Genomic DNA, 16,653 nt, shown 5'->3' on the forward strand with positions numbered 1-16,653 from the left:
CGACGGCCGCCCTCCCCTAACGCAAGCATAGAAGTACGGTGAATACCATGTTAAACCAGGAAGCCTACAGCAGTTACCATTCCGTCAACCTCGACGCCCAGACCGCGCGCGCCTCGCCGGTCGAGCTGGTGCTGGTGCTGACCAACGGCCTGCTCGAGGAGCTGGCGCGCGCCCGCGGCCACATCGTCGGCAAGCGCTACGAGCTCAAGGCCAACAGCCTGAACAAGTGCACCGAGATCATCAACGGCCTATCCAGCTCGCTCGACTTCGACAACGGCGGCGAGGTGGTGGCCAACCTGGGCCGCCTGTACGACTACTGCGCCGAACGCCTCTACACGGCCGGCGTCCAGCTCGACCCGAGCATCGTCGACGAGGTCACCACCCTGCTGACCACCATCAAGCAGGGCTGGCTGGGCGTGCAGGCGAAGAATGGATAGGCAGCGCACGTTGTTGCAGCTGGGGCAGAAAATGGGCGCCGCGCTCGACGCCGCCGACTGGCCCGCGCTCGGCGCGCTGAACACCATGATGGCCTCGGCGCTGCCGCAGATGGCGGCGCAGGGCAACTGGACGACGGCCGAACGGGCCGCTCTGGCGGCGCTGCGCCAACTGCACGAACAGGCCGTGCAGCGCTGCGACCAGGCCACCGCCGACCTCGGCCGCCAACTGAACGAAATGCAAGCTAACAAAGAGGGCTGGCTCGCCTACGCCCTCGACAGCGAAACCGCTGAAACCGGAATTTAAGCATGACCATGACCCTGAGTACCGCAGCAGCCAAACCCGCCCAGCAGAACGCCGCCGGCCTGTTCCCGAACGCCAACCCGGCCGCCAACCAGCTCGACCAGCCGTCCATGGCCGACGCCGCCGCCGCGTCGCCGGCCGCGCCGGCCGTGGACGGAGCGGCGGCGCTGTTCGCCCAGTTGCTGAACCTGGCCCAACAGATCGAGGTCGCGCCGCCTGCCGCCGATGACGCCGCGACGGCGGACAGCGGCGACAGCGCCGCCGCCACCACGCCGGACGCCGGCACGGCGAGCGCCGCCGCCGCGCCCGACCAGGGCGCCATGATGAACGCGATGGCCGCGCCGCTGTTGAACCTGGCCATGGCCCTGCCCTTCGCCGCCGGCGCCACCACACCGGCCGGCAACGCCGCCTCGGCCACCGTCCAGGACCAGCCCCGCGTCGACGGCATGAGCGCGCGGCTGGCCAGCGGCAGCAACATCAGCCTGAACCTGAACATCGCCAACCAGCAGCCGGGTGGCACGGCGCCCGCCACCGCCACCGCCATCGCGCCGGCGGCGACGACAGGCGGCAGCGCAGGCACCACGACCACGCCCGCCACGCCGAGCGACAGCGCCATCGAGGCGTCCGCGTCCGGCGCCGCGCCGACCGCGCCAGCGGCACCCGCGGCCCAGGCCGCCGCCGCCGCGTCCGCGCTGGCCGGCGCCCCCCCGAGCGCCAACAGCGCCGCCCCGGCGCGCGCCGGCAACGCCGGCAAGGACGCCGAGCGCGCCCCGGCCAGCGGCCACTTCGCCAGCGCGGCAACGGCCGCCGCCGGCGCCAAGGACGACGGCGGCAGCAGCGGCCTGCGGCTGGCCGCCGCGCCCGCCGGCAACGGCGTCAACGGCGCCTACACGCCGGCCGCGCCGGCCGCCGCGCCGCTGGCCGACAGCGTCAAGCTGGCCGGCAGCGCCGAGCAATGGCAGCAGCCGCTGCGCGAGGCGCTGGGCGAGCGCCTGCAGTTGCAGTTGCAGCGCAACAACGACCACGCCGTGATCCGCCTGGAGCCGCCCAACATGGGCCGCATCGAGATCTCGATCCGCCACAGCGCCGGCGCGCTGCAGGTCAACCTGTCGGCCAGCAACAGCGAGGTCTTGCGTCAGCTCAACAACATCGGCGACAGCGTGCGGCAGGATCTATCGCAGCGCAGCTTCGGCGAGGTCGCCGTCAACGTCAGCGCCAGCGCCGGCCCGCGCGGCCAGGCTATGGCCGAGGGCGACAGCCGCGGCGCGCGGCAAGACCAGCGGGACCAGGGCCGCGCCCCGGGCCGCGCCCTGTCCGACGACGAGGCCGCCGCCGCCACCTTTGCCATGTTGACCGAACAGGAGTAAGCCGTAGATGAAGAATATGAAAATGATCGTGGCGTTTGCCGCCGTGGCCGTGCTGGGCGCGGGCGTCGCCGGCGGCGCCGTCTGGTACATGTCGAAGGGCGCCGCGCCGGCCGCCGGCCACGAGAAGAAGGTGGAGGTCAAGCACGACGAGGGCAAGCCGCCCAAGTATCTGACGGTCGACAAGGTCATCATCATGCTCAAGCGCAGTCCGGGCGACACGGCCAGCCACTACATGTCGGCCGATCTGGTGATCACCACCAACGAGGAGAAGGAAAAGACGGCCAAGGAGCATTTGCCGATGTTGCGCAGCGTCGCCGTGCGCACCTTGTCGAACCTGCCGATGGCCACCGCGCAAATGATGACGATCGACCAATTCGCCGCCGAACTGAACAAGGCGTTCGACGAGACCTACGTCCACGACAAACGGGAAAAACCCTTCTCCGAAGTCATGATAGGCAAACTGATCATCGAGTGATGCTTCACCCTCCAACGCAGTATTCGTCCACCAGCGGGGCCGGCATGGCATTGATAGAGCAATACGCGGAGGCATACGCCGAAAGCTACGGCGAGGACGGCACGGCGCCGCCCCGCCATAGCGTGGCCGACGAGCAGAAGCACCTGCTGGCCTACGCCCCGCTGGTCAAGCGCATCGTGCGCCAGCTCAATTCGCAGATCGCCGGCGCCATCGACCGCGACGACATGGAGCAGATTGGCCTGATGGGCCTGCTCGAGGCGCTGCGCCGCTACGGCCAGCCCGACGGCGGCTTCGGCAGCTACGCCAGCCTGCGCGTGCGCGGCGCCATCCTCGACGAGCTGCGCCGCCAGGACTGGCGCCCGCGCGCCGTGCGCCAGCACAGCCACAAGCTGCGCGACGCGGTGCGCGCGCTGACCCGCAAGCTGGGCCGCGAGCCGGGCGAGCAGGACATCCTCGACGGCCTGGGCATCAGCGCCGAGGCCTACCAGGCCTACCAGCTCGACGAGAACGCCGAGCTGATCGCCAGCTTCGACGAGGTGCTGCAGGAGAGCGTCGGCGCCGACACGGCGCCCAACCCGGAGGAGGCTTTGATGACCCGGCGCAGCTTGGAGCAGGCGCTGCGCGGCCTCGACGAGCGCGAGCAGCGGGTGGTGCAGATGTACTACGAATTCGAACTGAGCTACAAGGAAATCGCCGCCGTGCTCGACCTGACCGACGCCCGCGTCTGCCAGCTCAACAAGGCGGCCCTGGGCAAGATGAAGGCCGTGCTGCAAAGCGCCTGAGCGCCGCGCCACGGCGCCGGCAAGACCAGCGGCAACCGCAATTAGAAAAGCAGAAAGGCATCAACCATGCAGCAAATACTCGGCATTATCATCGTCATGGGCTCCGTCTTCGGCGGCTTCTTCATGATGGGCGGCGCGTTCCACCAGATCTGGCAACCGATCGAACTGCTGGTCATCGCCGGCGCCGGCATCGGCGCCCTGGTGCTGGGCAACCCGCGCCACGTGCTGGCCGAGATGATGACCCAGATCAAGAAGATCGTGTTCCGCAAGAAGTACGACTCGGAGTTCCAGCGCCAGTTGCTGCTGCTCATGTACGAGCTGCTGCAACTGGCCGCCGGCGGCCTGAAGGCGCTCGACGCCCACGTCGAGGCGCCCAAGGACAGCCCGCTGTTCCAGCGCTACCCGCGGGTGCTGGAGGAGCCCAAGCTGCTCGCCTTCATCGTCGACAACTTCCGCCTGATGGCGATGGGCAAGATCAACGCCCACGAGCTCGAGGGCGTGCTCGAGCAGGAGCTCGAGGCCATCCACGAGGAACTCAACCAGCCGGCCAAGTCGCTCAACAAGATCGGCGAGGCGATGCCGGGCTTCGGCATCCTGGCCGCCGTGCTGGGCATCGTGATCACCATGAACACCGTCAGCGAGGGCGCCACCTCGGGCGAGATCGCCGAGCACGTCGGCGCCGCCATGGTCGGCACCTTCATCGGCATCTTCCTGTGCTACGGCCTGATCGATCCGATCTGCAACATGATGAAACAGCTGGTCGGCCAGGAGGCCTCCAACAAGGAGTGCGTCAAGGTGGTGCTGGTGACCCACGTCGCCGGCAAGCCGCCGCTGCTGGCGATCGACGCCGGGCGCCGCCTGGTGCCGCTCAACATCAAGCCGAGCTTCGCCCAGCTCGAGCGCTGGATCAACGACCTGGAAGGCCGCGACAGCGCGCCGGAAGAGAACTCGCGCCGGGGAGGTGGCCGTGCTAAAGCCGCATGACAAGGGCCACGAGCAAACCATCGTCAAGCGTGGCGGCGGCAAGCACAAGCACGAGGACCACGGCGGCGCCTGGAAGGTCGCCTTCGCCGACTTCTGCCTGGCGCTGATGTGCCTGTTCCTGGTGCTCTGGCTGATGGCCGCGCGCAACACCGAGAGCCTGGAACAGATCCTCACCGAGGCCGACGGCGCCAAAACCGACCAGGGCAAGGGCGTCATGCCGCAGCAGGTGGGCGGCCCGCGCGGCAGCCTGATCGAGCGCTTCCCGATGCCGCGCACCGGCAACTCGGAGGCCCCCGGCGAGGCCAAGGCCAGCGGCGAGGCGGCGCCGATCACGCCGCCGGCCAAGGTCACCTACGACAGCCCGAGCGACCTGGCGGCGCTGTCGAAGGCGCTGACCAAGATGAGCGCCGACTTCGGCCTGACCAGCAACCTCGAGTCCGTCATCACGCCCTACGGCCTGCGCGTGATGATGCACGACACCGACCGCCAGGGCATGTTCGTGCGCGGCAGCGCCGTGCCGACCGACAGGTTCCGCTCGCTGCTGCGCAAGATGGGCCCGCTGTTCGCCCAGATGGAGAACCAGATGCTGGTGGTCGGCCACACCGACTCGATGCAGTACGCCGACACCAGCTACGCCGCCTTCTCCAACTGGACGCTGTCGAGCAACCGGGCGATGTCGGCCCGCGCCCAGCTGCTGGCCGGCAGCATGAACCCGGAGAGCGTGCTGCAGGTGGTCGGCATGGCCGACCGCGCCCCGCTCGACCCGAAGCGGGCCGACGCCGGCGTCAACCGCCGCATCGAACTGCTGATCCTCACCACCGCCCAGGCCAAGACCGTGGCGGCGATGTTCGGCGTGCCGAGCAACAAGAACGCGCTGACCGAGGAGATCGACACCGAGCTGCCGGACGTGACGATGCTGCAACGCCTGCGCGAAAAAATAATGCCCGTGGAAAAGAAAACGGCCAAGCCGGGCAGTTACAATGAACGTTGAAGCACGCCGCGCCCGCCGGCGGCAAGCGGGTTGATATGGAAACCAAGCCAAGAGGCACACGTATGAGAATAGCCACAGGACTCGCCGCCGGCGTCGCGCCGGCCCGCCCCGTCGACAGCCAGGCCGCCGAGGCGGCCGAGGCGGCGCCGGCCGCCGCGCCGCAGGCGGCGCTGCAGTCGGCCGTGCTGCAGCCGGCCCTGGCGGCGCTGCGCGCCATGCCGGAGATCGACCACGACAAGGTGGCCGCGCTGCGCGACGCCCTGGCCAAGGGCGAGCTGCCGTTCGACCCGGCCAAGCTGGCCGGCCTGATCCAACGCTTCCACGGCAGCGAGCCATGAACCAGACGACACGCCAGCAGGCCATGCACGCCCTGCTGCAGGGCCTGGCCGAGGACGGCCGCGACTACCCCCTGCTGCAGGACCTGCTGGAACAACAATTCCAGGCCGCGCTGCGCCACCAGAGCGCGCCGCTGGCCGAGGCGGCCGAGGCGATCGGCACCCTGGTCGACCAGCTCGAGGCGCGCCGCCGCCTGCGCCTGCAACTGGCGCAGCGCCTGCTCGGCCCGCAGGCGGCGATGGCCCAGGTGTTCGCCCTGCTGAAGAGCGGCGCCCGCGACAAGGCCGAGGCCGACTGGCGCGCGCTGGAGCAGCGCGTGCTCGAATGCAAGCGCATCGGCAAGCGCAACAGCGAGCTGCTGCTCGGCCAGCACACCGTCATGCAGCGCGTGCTGCACGGCGACGAGGAGCCGCTGTATGCGCCCGCCTGAGCCGCTGCGCGCCACGGCGGCCACCGCCGCCACCACCTCCAACATGACGGCGGCGCGCCCCGCCGCCGCCCTGCCCGCCGCCTTCGGCAACGCCGGCGGCGCCGGCTTCGGCGCCACCCTGCGCCAGCTGCAGGGCGAGGTGGCCGACTTCATCAGCCACGGCGCCGCCGCTAACTCCACTGCGGCGCCGGCGCTCAGCGTCGAGGGCATGGCGCTGCGCCAGCGCGCCAGCGGCGCCGGCGCCATCGACGCGCCCGGCAACGCCGCCGAGCCCGAACTGCGCCAGCAATTCCTCGCCGCGATCCAACCCTGGGCGGCCGAGACGGCCGAGCGGCTCGGCGTGGCGCCGCACCTGGTGGCGGCCCATGCCGCGCTCGAGTCGGGCTGGGGCCAGCGGCCGCTGCGCGGCGCCGGCGGCGCCGACAGCAACAACCTGTTCGGCCTGAAGGCCGGCGCCGGCTGGCAGGGCGCCGTCGCCGCCGCCACCACCACCGAGTACGAGCACGGCGCGGCGCTCAAGAAGACCGAGCGCTTCCGCAGCTACCCGGACACGGCCAGCGCCTTCCGCGACTACGCCAACATGCTGATCGACAATCCGCGCTTCCAGGGCGCCCTCAACGCCGGCCAGGACGCGCGCGCCTTCGCCCAGGGCCTGGCGCGCGGCGGCTACGCCACCGACCCGGCCTACGCCGACAAGCTCGGCAAGGTGGCCGCGCAATTGCTTCACGGCGGCCTCGGCGCCGCCGTCAAGGCGGCGCGTTAATCGGGGGATGGAATGGACACAGGCATATCGACCGGCTCGACCGTTCCCGCAGCCGTGACGCGGGCGCGGATGGTGGCGCCGTTGGCGTTGCGCACGCGCAACACCGCGCCGCGCGCGCCGCTGTCGAGCGCCTCGCCGGCCATGCTGACCTCGACCTGCTCGCGGCGCGCCACGATGCGCACCGCGTCGCCCCGCTTGACCAGGGTCGGCGCCGCCAACATGGCCGCCCGCAACACCTCGCCGCCGCGCAGCGTGCGCCGGGCGGCCAGCCCGAGCGCCGCCTTGACGTCGGCCAGGCTGTCGGGGATGGCCGAGATGTCGTGGCGCTCCAACAACAGGTCGTCGGCCGTCAAGACCCGCCCGGCGGCCACCTCGGCGGCGCTGACCACCACCCTGGCCGAGACCTGGGCACGCACCACGAACTCGTACCGCCAGCCGTCGGCGCCGGCGCAGACGGCGGCGAAGCGCATGCGCGAGGCCAGCCGGGTGTCGACCGCCGCCACCGTCGGCGCCAGGGCGCAGGACGCCAGCGGGCGGCTGCCGCGCACCACCTCGACGACGATCTGCGGCGCCACCAGCCCGGCCCCCTCGGCTTGGCGCTCCAGGTGCTGGCGCGCCGCCGCCTGCACCAGCGCCGGCACCTGCTCGGCCGGCGTGGCCGCGTTGGCGGAAAGATTAACAATACCGACGAGCAACATTCCGCCCGCTCGGGTTACAATACATTTGTTGAACATAAGCAATACCTCTACTATGATGCCTAAAGCGGCTGCGGCGCGTGAAGCGACCGGCCGCCATTTTACATGGGGTGGCGCGGCCCGTTCGACCCGATCCGGATTCACAGTAACACGGTAAAAAATACCAAGGGGGACATGATGGGTATCAATTTCAAGGAAGCGCTCGGGGTTCACGCCGACGCGCTGCATCTCCGGGCCGAGCGCACCCGCATCCTGGCCTCGAACCTGGCCAACGAGAACACGCCGGGCTACCAGGCGCAGGACATGGACTTCGCCGCCACGCTGGCCAGCACCCAGGCCGAGGCCGCCGGCGAGTTGACCCTCGACAGCGACAGCAACTCTTTGTACCGCGTGCCCTACCACCCGACCGCCGACGGCAACACCGTCGAGCTCGGCGTCGAGCAGGCCGCGTTCTCGCAGAACGCCACCGATTTCCAGACCAGCCTGACCTTCGCCAACATGAAGTTCAAGGGTCTGGGCAAAGCCATCAACGGCCAGTAAGGGAGACCCCATGTCGTTCAAGAATATTTCCGAGATCGCCGGCTCGGCCATGGCGGCGCAGACCGTGCGCCTCAACACCATCGCCAGCAACCTGGCCAACGCCGACTCGGTCGCCGGCACCGAGGCCGACACCTACCGCGCCCGCAAGCCGGTGTTCGCCGCCGTCATGAACGAGGGCCTCGACAACCAGGGCGGCGCCGGCGGCCGCGTCCAGGTGCTCGACGTGGTCGAGTCGGCCGAGGCGCTGCGCAAGGTCTACGACCCCGGCCATCCGATGGCCAACCCCGACGGCATGGTGTTCTACCCCAACGTCAACCAGGTGGCCGAGATGACCGACATGATGTCGGCCTCGCGCGCCTTCGAGACCAACGTCGAAGTGCTCGGGCGCATCCGCACGATGCAGCAATCCCTCCTCAAACTCGGTGAAGGTTAAGCCATGCAAACCAGTCTTCTGAACAACAACAGCAACAGCGACGGCAGCGTCAACAGCGGCGCCAACATCGCCGGCAACAGCGCCGCCGAGACCAAGGACATGTTCACCAAGCTGCTGGTGGCGCAGATCAAGAACCAGGACCCGCTGTCGCCGACCGACCCGAGCCAGTTCATCAACCAGCTGACCCAGCTGTCGCAGACCGAGTCGCTGCAGAACCTGTCGACCCTGACCAGCGCCAACGCCAGCGTGCTGCAGAGCATGCAGGTGCTGGCGATGGGCGCCCAGGTCGGCTCGGACGTGCTGGTCAGCGCCACCAGCGTCAAGCTGGGCAGCGCCAAAGTCGGCGGTGAGATCACCCTGGGCAACGCCAGCGCGAAGACCACGCTGGTGCTGACCGGCGAGGACGGCGTCAAGCACAACGTCGCACTGGGCACCCAGCCGGCCGGCGTGGTGCCCTTCGCCATCGACCCGAGCGCGCTCGGCCTGCCGCCCGGCAGCTACAAGATGAGCGTCGAGACCAGCAGCAAGGACACGCCGACGATCGCCGTCAGCGGCCGGCTCAACAGCGTGCGCATGGCCGGCAGCGGCAATGTCGCCCTGAACGTCGCCAACGTCGGCGAGGTGACCCCGTCCGACATCATCGCCTTCAACGGCAAATCCGCTTCCGCCACTCAATCTAGTCTCTAAGAAAGGTATCTATCATGGGTTTCGATATCGCATTGTCTGGCATCCAGGCCATCAACCAACAGCTCGACACGATCAGCCACAACATCGCCAACGCCGGCACCTACGGCTTCAAGTCGAGCCGCGCCAACTTCTCCTCGCTGTATGCCGGCAGCACGCCGACCGGCACCGAGGTCAGCTCGCTGACCCAGAGCATCGGCCAGAACGGCGGCACCGTCGCCACCGGCCGCGGCCTGGACGCCTCGATCAACGGCCGCGGCTTCTTCGTCAGCAAGGACAACCAGGGCCAGTCGGTCTACAGCCGGGTCGGCATCTTCGCCAAGGACGTCGACGGCTACCTGACCAACGGCGCCGGCCAGCGCGTCCAGGGCTACACCCAGAAGCCGCCCAGCACCCAGCTGGGCACGCTGGGCGACCTGCCGATCCCGACCGGCCAAATCCCCGCCGTCGCCACCACCAAGGGCAGCTTCTCGCTCAACGTGTCGCGCGACTGGAAGACGCCGGTCAACGCCGCCACCTTCGACCCGACCGACTGGAAATCGTTCAACATGTCGAAGTCGATGGTGCTGCACGACTCGCTCGGCGGTGAGCGCGTCCTGACCCAGTACTTCATCAAGGACGACACCGTGCCCGACGCCATCACCGTCAAGTACCTGCTCGACGGCGTGGCCGACGCCGCCGGCGCGCCGGACACCGTGCTGACCTTCGACCCGACCACCGGCCAGCTGGCCTCGGTGGCCCCGCCGCCGGCCTCGGCGCTGGCCAATTCGGTCGCCCTCAAGCTCACCCCGGCCGGCGGCGGCGCCATCGGCGACGCGGTCGACGGCCTGGTCACGCTCGACTACACCGGCACCACCAACTTCTACGGCGAGGCGACCACCGCGATCAACGCCGCCGACGGCTACGCCTCGGGCAGCTATGTCGGCGTCGAACTGAACGAAAAAGGCGCCATGATCGCCAAGTACACCAACGGCCAGAAGCAGAGCGTCGGCGTGCTGGCCATCGCCAGCTTCCCCGACGAGGGCGCGCTGACCAACATCAGCGACACCAGCTGGACCGCCAACGCCCAGTCCGGCACCCCGCTGTACGACACGCCCGGCGTCGGCATGGCCGGCGCGCTGAACGTGGCGCGGCTGGAGCAGTCGAACGTCGACATCACCTCGGAACTGGTCGGCCTGATGACCTCGCAGCGCAACTACCAGGCCAACTCGAAGGTGATCCAGACGCAGAGCGCGATGATGCAATCGCTGATGCAAGCGCTGTAACGGAGACCGCATGGACGCGCTGATCTACACCGCCATGAGCGGGGCCGAACGGGCCCTGCGCGGACAACAGGTGCACGCCAACAACCTGGCGAACATGGACACGGGCGGCTTCCGCGCCAACATGGAGCTGTCGACGGCGCAGACCCTGCCCGGCTACGGCTACGACGACCGCCACATGACGCAGTTGCAGGCCAACGCCGTGCTGACCCGCCAGGGCACGCTGAAGGCAACCGGGCGCGAACTCGACGCCGCCATCAGCGGCGACGGCTTCTTCACCGTGCAGGGCCCCACCGGCGAGGCCTACACCCGGGCCGGCGCCTTCGCGCTCGACCCGACCGGCACCCTCACCGTCAACGGCATGCCGGTGCTCGGCGAGGGCGGCCCGATCACCCTGCCCGAGTACAGCAAGATCGCCATCGGCCAGGACGGCAGCATCTCGATCCAGAGCCCGGGCGCGGCGACCATGCAGAGCATCGACAAGCTCAAACTGGTCAAGGCCGAGGCCGCCGAGCTGACCAAGAACGAGGCCGGCCTGCTGGTGGCGCGCAGCGGCCAGCCGCTGGCCAGCGACGCCGGCGTGCTGGTGCGCCCCGGCCACCTCGAGGGCAGCAACGTCTCGGCGGTCGAGGAGATGGTCGCCACGATGAGCCTGAACCGCACCTTCGAGATTCAGATGAAACTGTTCAAGGCCAGCGATTCGATGGCCGAGGTCGGCAACCGCCTGGTCGGCGGCTAAGCCGGCCGGCCCGGCCTTCCGTAACGCACACGCACACGTACACAATTAGGGGAACCCCATGAATCCAGCAATGTGGATCAGCAAGACCGGCGTCCAGGCGCAGGACGCCAAACTGCAGGCCATCGCCAACAACCTGGCCAACGTCAACACCGTCGGCTTCAAGCGCGACCGCGTCGTCTTCGAGGACCTGTTCTACTCGATCGAGCAGCAGCCCGGCACCCAGCGCGCCGACAACAACACCCTGGCGCCGTCGGGCGTGCAGCTGGGCAACGGCACGCACATGGTCGGCACGCAGAAGGTGTTTACCACCGGCAACCTGCAGACCACCAGCGGCGCGCTCGACGTGGCCATCACCGGCAACGGCTTCCTCGCCGTGCGCCGGCCCAACGGCGAGACCGCCTACACCCGCGCCGGCCAGCTGCAGGTCGACGCCAACGGCATCCTGGTCAACGCCCACGGCCTGCCGCTGGTGCCGCAGATCACCGTGCCGGCCAACGCCACCGCCGTCACCATCGGCGAGAACGGCATGGTCTCGGCCACCATCCCCGGCAACACCGCCGCCTCGCAGCTGGGCCAGCTGACCCTGACCAGCTTCATCAACCCGACCGGCCTGCTGGCGCTGGGCGAGAACCTGTTCCAGGAAACCGCCTCGAGCGGCACGCCGACCGAGGGCAACCCGGGCGACGCCCAGTTCGGCAAGCTCAAGCAGGGCGCGCTGGAAGGCTCCAACGTCCAGGTGGTCGAGGAGATGGTCGACATGATCGCCGCCCAGCGCACCTACGAGATGAACACCAAGGTGCTGTCGGCGGCCGACAACATGCTGCAGTACCTGGCCCAGGCGGCGCGCTGATGAAGGCCGCCGCCACCGCTTTGGCCGCACTGCTGCTGGCCGGCTGCGCCAGCCTGGCGCCGCCGGCGGTGCGGCCCGGCCCGTCCGACGAGCCGCCCGCCGTCGCCCGCGGCGTCACGCCGCGCGGCAGCTCGGGCGGCGTGTTCAGCGCCGACACCGGCCTGTCGCTGACCTCGGACAGCCGCGCCTTCCGCGTCGGCGACGTGGTCACCGTCAACCTGCAGGAGACCACCCAGGCCAGCAAGAAGGCCGACACCAGCTTCTCCAAGGACTCGGCGGCCAACGTCGCCACCCCCAGCCTGCTGGGCAAGACCTTCCCCAAGGCCGGCCTGAACCTGGGCGCCACCCGCTCCTTCACCGGCGGCTCGGCCAGCTCGCAGCAGAACGCCCTGACCGGCGCCATCACCGTCATCGTCCAGGAGGTGCTGCCCAACGGCCTGCTGCGCGTGGCCGGCGAGAAGAGCTTGACCCTGAACCAGGGCGAGGAGTTCGTCCGCCTGCGCGGCTACCTGCGCGCCGCCGACATCGACGCCGACAACCAGGTCTCCTCGCTGCGCATCGCCAACGCCCGCATCGCCTACTCGGCCCAGGGCACCTTGGCCGACGCCCAGGCGCCGGGCTGGTTGACGCGCTTCTTCACCGGCCCCTGGATGCCGTTCTAAGGATTTCCCCATGCACACTCCCCGCCCCCGCCTTTCCACCGCCGCCGCCCTGCTGGCCTGCTGCGCCCTGCTGCTGGGCGCCGCGCCGGCCCAGGCCGCGCAGGTACTGCGCAACCTGGTCGCCATCGAGGGCGTGCGCGACAACCCGCTGGTCGGCTACGGCCTGGTGGTCGGCCTGAACGGCAGCGGCGACTCGACCCAAGTCAAGTTCGCCAGCCAGTCGGTGATCAACATGCTCAAGCAGTTCGGCGTCAAGGTGCCCGACGGCACCGACGCGAAGAGCAAGAACGTCGCCACCGTCATGGTCAGCGCCATCTTCCCGCCCGGCTACCGGCGCGGCCAGAACATCGACGTCACCGTCTCCTCGCTAGGCGACGCCAAGAGCCTGCGCGGCGGCGCCCTGCTGCTGACGCCGCTGCGGGCGGCCGACAACGAGGTCTACGCCCTGGCCCAGGGCAACGTCGTGGTCGGCGGTCTGGCCGCGGCCGGCCGCAGCGGCTCCTCGGTCACCGTCAACACCCCGACCTCGGGCCGCATCCCCAGCGGCGCGGCGATCGAGCGCGAGATCGGCACCGACTTCGCCACCCGCCCCACCATCCGCCTGTCGCTGCGCCACCCGCACTTCCAGACCGCCACCAACATCGTCGACAGCATCAACAAGCGCTTCGGCCAGATCGCCACCACCAGCGACGCCACCAGCATCGACGTGGTGGCGCCGGACAACCCGACCCAGCGCGTCGCCTTCATGGCCAAGCTCGAATCGCTCAGCATCGACGTCGGCGACGACTCGCCCAAGGTGGTGTTCAACTCGCGCACCGGCACCGTGGTGATCGCCGAGGGCCTGCGCGTGCGCGCCGCCGCCGTCACCCACGGCTCGCTCAAGGTGGTCATCTCGGAGAGCTCGAAGGTCAGCCAGCCGGCGCCGTTCAGCCAGGGCCAAACCACCACCACGCCGCAGTCCAACGTCTCGGTCGACCAGGGCTCGGGCCAGATGTTCAAGTGGCCGGCCGGCGCCAAGCTGCAAACCATCATCGACACCGTCAACAGCCTGGGCGCCTCGCCCGACGACATCATGGCGATCCTGCAGGCGCTCGACCAGGCCGGCGCCATCGAAGGCGAACTGATCGTCATTTAAGGACTGCCCATGAACCCTATTTCCCACCCCGCCCAGGGCGCCGCCGCCCAGGCCGCCGACCAAGCCGCCGAAGCGGCCGTCGCGCCGGCCGCCGACACACTCGACCCGAAGTACCGCGCCAAGGCCACCGAGGCGGCCGTCAAGTTCGAGAGTTTCTTCATCGGCCACATGCTGCACCAGATGCGCTCGGCGACGCGCGAGATGGCCGGCCCGGACAGCGTCTTCAAGGACCCGATCAACAGCGACATGCTGGACATGGCCGACAACCTGGTGGCCGACAAGATGGCCGGCCAGCGCGCCTTCGGCATCGCCGACGCCATCCTGCGCCAGTTGCTGCCGGCGGCGCCGGCGGCCGCGCCGGCGGCGGCAACGCAGAACTTGGCCGCGCCGCTTAATGTAAGCTGACAAGTGGTCGCCCTTTACAGATAACGGACCAGTGGCTGCACAGGCGCAACTGGTCCCCCGGCCTTAACCAGGAAAGACCATCGCCCCATGAGCATTTCGAACAACGCACTGTCCGGCGCCCTCGCCGCCCAAGCGGCCCTCAACACGGCCTCGCAGAACATCGCCAACCTGCAGACCAAGGGTTACACCCGGCAGGGCGTGCTGTTGGCGGCGATCGGCCCGGGCGGCACCGTCGGCAGCGCCGGCAGCGGCGTCGAGGTCAGCTCGCTGCTGCGTTTCAGCGACGCCTACAAGAGCCAGCAGATGTGGCGCGCCGCCTCCGACCTGGGGCAGCGCTCGCAAACCCAGCCCTACCTGACCCAGCTCGAGCGGGTGATGGGCGACGACCGCTCCAGCCTGAGCGCCGGCATCGACGAATTTTTTAAAGCGCTCAACGCGGCCGGCGTCGACCCGACCTCGACCCCGCTGCGCCAGCAGGTGGTGACGGCGGCCGACTCGATGTCGCAACACTTCAACAGCATCTACAACGTCACGGCCAACCAGCTGCTGTCGGTACAGCAACAGCGCGGCGCCATCCTGCCCAAGCTCAACGAGTCGCTGCAGAACATCGCCGCGCTCAACGGCGCGATCGCCGGCGCCAGCGCCACCGGCACCAACACCTCGGCGCTGGTCGACCAGCGCGACCAGGAGATCGACAAGCTGGCCTCGATGGTGGCCATCGAGGTCAACGAGAAACCCGACGGCAGCCGCAGCGTCTCGCTGAAAGGCGGCCAGCCGCTGGTCGACGGTAGCCTGGCCGGCACGCTGGCCTTCGACACCACCACCACCACCCCCACGCTCAAACTGGCCTTCGCCACCACCAGCTTCACGCTGGACGATTCCAAGCTGGGCGGCCAGCTGGGCGGCCTGGGCGACTTCCAGCTCAACACCCTGCTGCCGCTGCAAAAGTCGATCTCCGACATCGCCGAGCAGATGTCGACCATGATCAACGACCAGCTGCGCCTGGGCATCGACGCCAACGGCCAACCCGGCGTCGACCTGCTGGTGTTCAACCCGACCAGCGCCACCGGGCTGCTGCAGATCACCCCGGGCATCAAAGCCAACGACCTGGCCTTTTCGGCCGACGGCATGCCGGGCGACAGCGGCAACCTGCAGTTGCTCATCGCCATCAAAGGCCAGAACGTGACGCTGACCTCGGTCGGCACCGTGCTGCTGGGCGACGCCGACACCCAGCTGGTCGGCAAGCTGGCCATCGACAGCCAGCAAAACAAAGCCCTGCTGAACACCGCCACCACCATCCGCCAACAGGCCGAGGACGACTGGAAGTCGACCAGCGGGGTCAACGAGGACGAGGAGGCGGTCAGCCTGATCGAGTACCAGCGAATGTACCAGGCCAACATGAAGGCGGTGGCGGTCGCCAACTCGCTGTTCGACGCCACCCTGCAAATGTTCGGTTAAGGATCACACCATGCGTATCGCCACCAACCAGTTTCAATCGACCATGCTGCGCGGCCTGAACCTCAACCAGGAGGGTTCCGCCCGACAGACCGACCTCATGGCGTCAGGCAACAAGCTGCAACTGCCGTCCGACGACCCGGTCACCAATGTGCGCATCTCGCGCCTGAACCGCGAGGAGGCCATCGTCGGCCAGTACAAAGCCAACATCGGCGCCGTGCAGATCCGCCTGCAAAAGAACGAGACCTATCTGACCAGCATGACCAAGGACATCAACAGCGCCCGCGACCTGATGGTCTGGGGCCTGGACGCCAGCAACACCGGCGCCGACCTGGGCGCCATGGTCAACTCCTTCACCTCGATCCGCGACTCGCTGTTCTACAGCGCCAACGTCAAGGACCAGGAGGGCCGCTTCATCTTCTCCGGCACGGCGACCAACAGCGACGCGATCAGCTTCGACGCCGCTGCCCCCGTCGGCTCGCGCTACACCTTCAGCGGCAACACCAACCAGCAGAAAGTGGTGGTCGGCAACGGCATCAACCAGACCGCCAATGTCGACGTGTCCGGCCTGGAGACCTATCTGAACCAGCTCGACACCACCATCGCAGAATTGTCCGCACCGGGCATCACGGCCTCGACGCCGAGCCTGCGCGCCGCGCTGACGGCCGGTTTGGACGGCTCCGACGTGGCGCTCGGCGCCATCTCCAGCAAGATCGCCGACTTCGGCGGCGCGCAGAACATCCTGGCCACGCTGAACGACAACCACACCAACGTCAGCCTGTCGAACGGCATCGCGCTGATCCAGTTGGGCAAGCTCGACTACGCCGAGGCGGCCACCGAACTGGGCGGCTACAACCTGGCGCTCGAGGCCTCCTACAAGGCCTACGCCAAAGTCAGCGGGCTGTCGCTGTTCAACGTGCTCTAAGC

The 16,653-nt window shown here is 68.9% G+C and carries 22 protein-coding genes; 21 read left to right on the plus strand and 1 reads right to left on the minus strand.

Features of this window, described 5'->3' with window-relative positions:
* Positions 1 to 47 precede the first annotated feature (47 nt).
* From fliS to BM252_RS03835, 10 genes are all read left to right on the plus strand, one after another.
* Complete coding sequence (fliS, locus tag BM252_RS03790) at positions 48 to 437, plus strand: flagellar export chaperone FliS (RefSeq protein ID WP_093383861.1); 390 nt, start codon at positions 48 to 50, stop codon at positions 435 to 437.
* Positions 430 to 741: a hypothetical protein gene (locus BM252_RS03795; RefSeq protein WP_093383863.1), complete on the plus strand. Its 312-nt coding sequence runs from the start codon at positions 430 to 432 to the stop codon at positions 739 to 741. Before fliS ends, BM252_RS03795 begins: the two co-directional genes overlap by 8 nt.
* Positions 742 to 743: 2 nt before the next feature.
* Complete coding sequence (locus tag BM252_RS03800; protein WP_093383866.1) at positions 744 to 2,105, plus strand: flagellar hook-length control protein FliK; 1,362 nt, start codon at positions 744 to 746, stop codon at positions 2,103 to 2,105.
* Positions 2,106 to 2,112: 7 nt separating this feature from the next.
* Positions 2,113 to 2,580 (plus strand): flagellar basal body-associated FliL family protein, encoded by a 468-nt coding sequence (locus BM252_RS03805; RefSeq protein WP_093383868.1) that lies wholly within the window; start codon positions 2,113 to 2,115, stop codon positions 2,578 to 2,580.
* Between the two features lie 44 nt (positions 2,581 to 2,624).
* Positions 2,625 to 3,362: a FliA/WhiG family RNA polymerase sigma factor gene (locus tag BM252_RS03810; protein ID WP_093383872.1), complete on the plus strand. Its 738-nt coding sequence runs from the start codon at positions 2,625 to 2,627 to the stop codon at positions 3,360 to 3,362.
* Positions 3,363 to 3,428: 66 nt separating this feature from the next.
* Complete coding sequence (motA, locus tag BM252_RS03815; RefSeq protein ID WP_093384228.1) at positions 3,429 to 4,346, plus strand: flagellar motor stator protein MotA; 918 nt, start codon at positions 3,429 to 3,431, stop codon at positions 4,344 to 4,346.
* Complete coding sequence (locus BM252_RS03820; protein ID WP_093384231.1) at positions 4,330 to 5,337, plus strand: flagellar motor protein MotB; 1,008 nt, start codon at positions 4,330 to 4,332, stop codon at positions 5,335 to 5,337. Before motA ends, BM252_RS03820 begins: the two co-directional genes overlap by 17 nt.
* A gap of 62 nt (positions 5,338 to 5,399) precedes the next feature.
* Positions 5,400 to 5,675, plus strand: coding sequence for a flagellar biosynthesis anti-sigma factor FlgM (gene flgM, locus BM252_RS03825; protein ID WP_093383875.1), 276 nt, complete (start codon positions 5,400 to 5,402; stop codon positions 5,673 to 5,675).
* Positions 5,672 to 6,103 (plus strand): flagellar export chaperone FlgN, encoded by a 432-nt coding sequence (locus BM252_RS03830; RefSeq protein WP_093383878.1) that lies wholly within the window; start codon positions 5,672 to 5,674, stop codon positions 6,101 to 6,103. Before flgM ends, BM252_RS03830 begins: the two co-directional genes overlap by 4 nt.
* Positions 6,090 to 6,866: a glucosaminidase domain-containing protein gene (locus BM252_RS03835; RefSeq protein WP_093383880.1), complete on the plus strand. Its 777-nt coding sequence runs from the start codon at positions 6,090 to 6,092 to the stop codon at positions 6,864 to 6,866. The genes BM252_RS03830 and BM252_RS03835 overlap by 14 nt, the downstream gene beginning before the upstream one ends.
* On the opposite strand, the gene flgA is transcribed toward BM252_RS03835, so the two are convergent.
* Complete coding sequence (gene flgA, locus BM252_RS03840; protein ID WP_245774071.1) at positions 6,863 to 7,564, minus strand: flagellar basal body P-ring formation chaperone FlgA; 702 nt, start codon at positions 7,562 to 7,564, stop codon at positions 6,863 to 6,865. The genes BM252_RS03835 and flgA overlap by 4 nt on opposite strands.
* Before the next feature lie 174 nt (positions 7,565 to 7,738).
* Here flgA and flgB point away from each other — a divergent pair, with 174 nt between their 5' ends.
* From flgB to BM252_RS03895, 11 genes are all read left to right on the plus strand, one after another.
* Positions 7,739 to 8,101, plus strand: a complete 363-nt coding sequence (gene flgB, locus BM252_RS03845; protein ID WP_093384233.1) for a flagellar basal body rod protein FlgB — start codon at positions 7,739 to 7,741, stop codon at positions 8,099 to 8,101.
* A 10-nt stretch (positions 8,102 to 8,111) separates the two neighbouring features.
* Positions 8,112 to 8,534: a flagellar basal body rod protein FlgC gene (gene flgC, locus BM252_RS03850; protein WP_093383885.1), complete on the plus strand. Its 423-nt coding sequence runs from the start codon at positions 8,112 to 8,114 to the stop codon at positions 8,532 to 8,534.
* A 3-nt stretch (positions 8,535 to 8,537) separates the two neighbouring features.
* Entirely contained in the window at positions 8,538 to 9,221 is a 684-nt protein-coding gene (locus tag BM252_RS03855; protein ID WP_093383888.1) for a flagellar hook capping FlgD N-terminal domain-containing protein, read from the plus strand.
* 14 nt (positions 9,222 to 9,235) lie between these two features.
* Complete coding sequence (locus BM252_RS03860; RefSeq protein WP_093383892.1) at positions 9,236 to 10,483, plus strand: flagellar hook protein FlgE; 1,248 nt, start codon at positions 9,236 to 9,238, stop codon at positions 10,481 to 10,483.
* A gap of 10 nt (positions 10,484 to 10,493) precedes the next feature.
* The gene (gene flgF / locus BM252_RS03865; RefSeq protein ID WP_093383894.1) at positions 10,494 to 11,219 is read left to right on the plus strand and encodes a flagellar basal-body rod protein FlgF; all 726 of its coding nucleotides are present in this window, start codon (positions 10,494 to 10,496) and stop codon (positions 11,217 to 11,219) included.
* 58 nt (positions 11,220 to 11,277) lie between these two features.
* Complete coding sequence (gene flgG, locus BM252_RS03870) at positions 11,278 to 12,069, plus strand: flagellar basal-body rod protein FlgG (RefSeq protein ID WP_174900404.1); 792 nt, start codon at positions 11,278 to 11,280, stop codon at positions 12,067 to 12,069.
* Complete coding sequence (gene flgH, locus BM252_RS03875) at positions 12,069 to 12,731, plus strand: flagellar basal body L-ring protein FlgH (protein WP_093383899.1); 663 nt, start codon at positions 12,069 to 12,071, stop codon at positions 12,729 to 12,731. Before flgG ends, flgH begins: the two co-directional genes overlap by 1 nt.
* A gap of 10 nt (positions 12,732 to 12,741) precedes the next feature.
* Positions 12,742 to 13,866: a flagellar basal body P-ring protein FlgI gene (locus BM252_RS03880; RefSeq protein ID WP_093383902.1), complete on the plus strand. Its 1,125-nt coding sequence runs from the start codon at positions 12,742 to 12,744 to the stop codon at positions 13,864 to 13,866.
* Positions 13,867 to 13,875: 9 nt separating this feature from the next.
* Positions 13,876 to 14,271, plus strand: a complete 396-nt coding sequence (locus BM252_RS03885) for a rod-binding protein (protein ID WP_093383904.1) — start codon at positions 13,876 to 13,878, stop codon at positions 14,269 to 14,271.
* A gap of 87 nt (positions 14,272 to 14,358) precedes the next feature.
* A complete protein-coding gene (gene flgK, locus BM252_RS03890; RefSeq protein ID WP_093383907.1) occupies positions 14,359 to 15,729 on the plus strand; it encodes a flagellar hook-associated protein FlgK in 1,371 nt (456 codons plus the stop codon).
* Between the two features lie 10 nt (positions 15,730 to 15,739).
* Complete coding sequence (locus BM252_RS03895) at positions 15,740 to 16,651, plus strand: flagellin N-terminal helical domain-containing protein (RefSeq protein WP_093383909.1); 912 nt, start codon at positions 15,740 to 15,742, stop codon at positions 16,649 to 16,651.
* Positions 16,652 to 16,653 lie beyond the last annotated feature (2 nt).

The organism is Rugamonas rubra, from assembly GCF_900114705.1.
Classification (GTDB): domain Bacteria; phylum Pseudomonadota; class Gammaproteobacteria; order Burkholderiales; family Burkholderiaceae_D; genus Rugamonas; species Rugamonas rubra.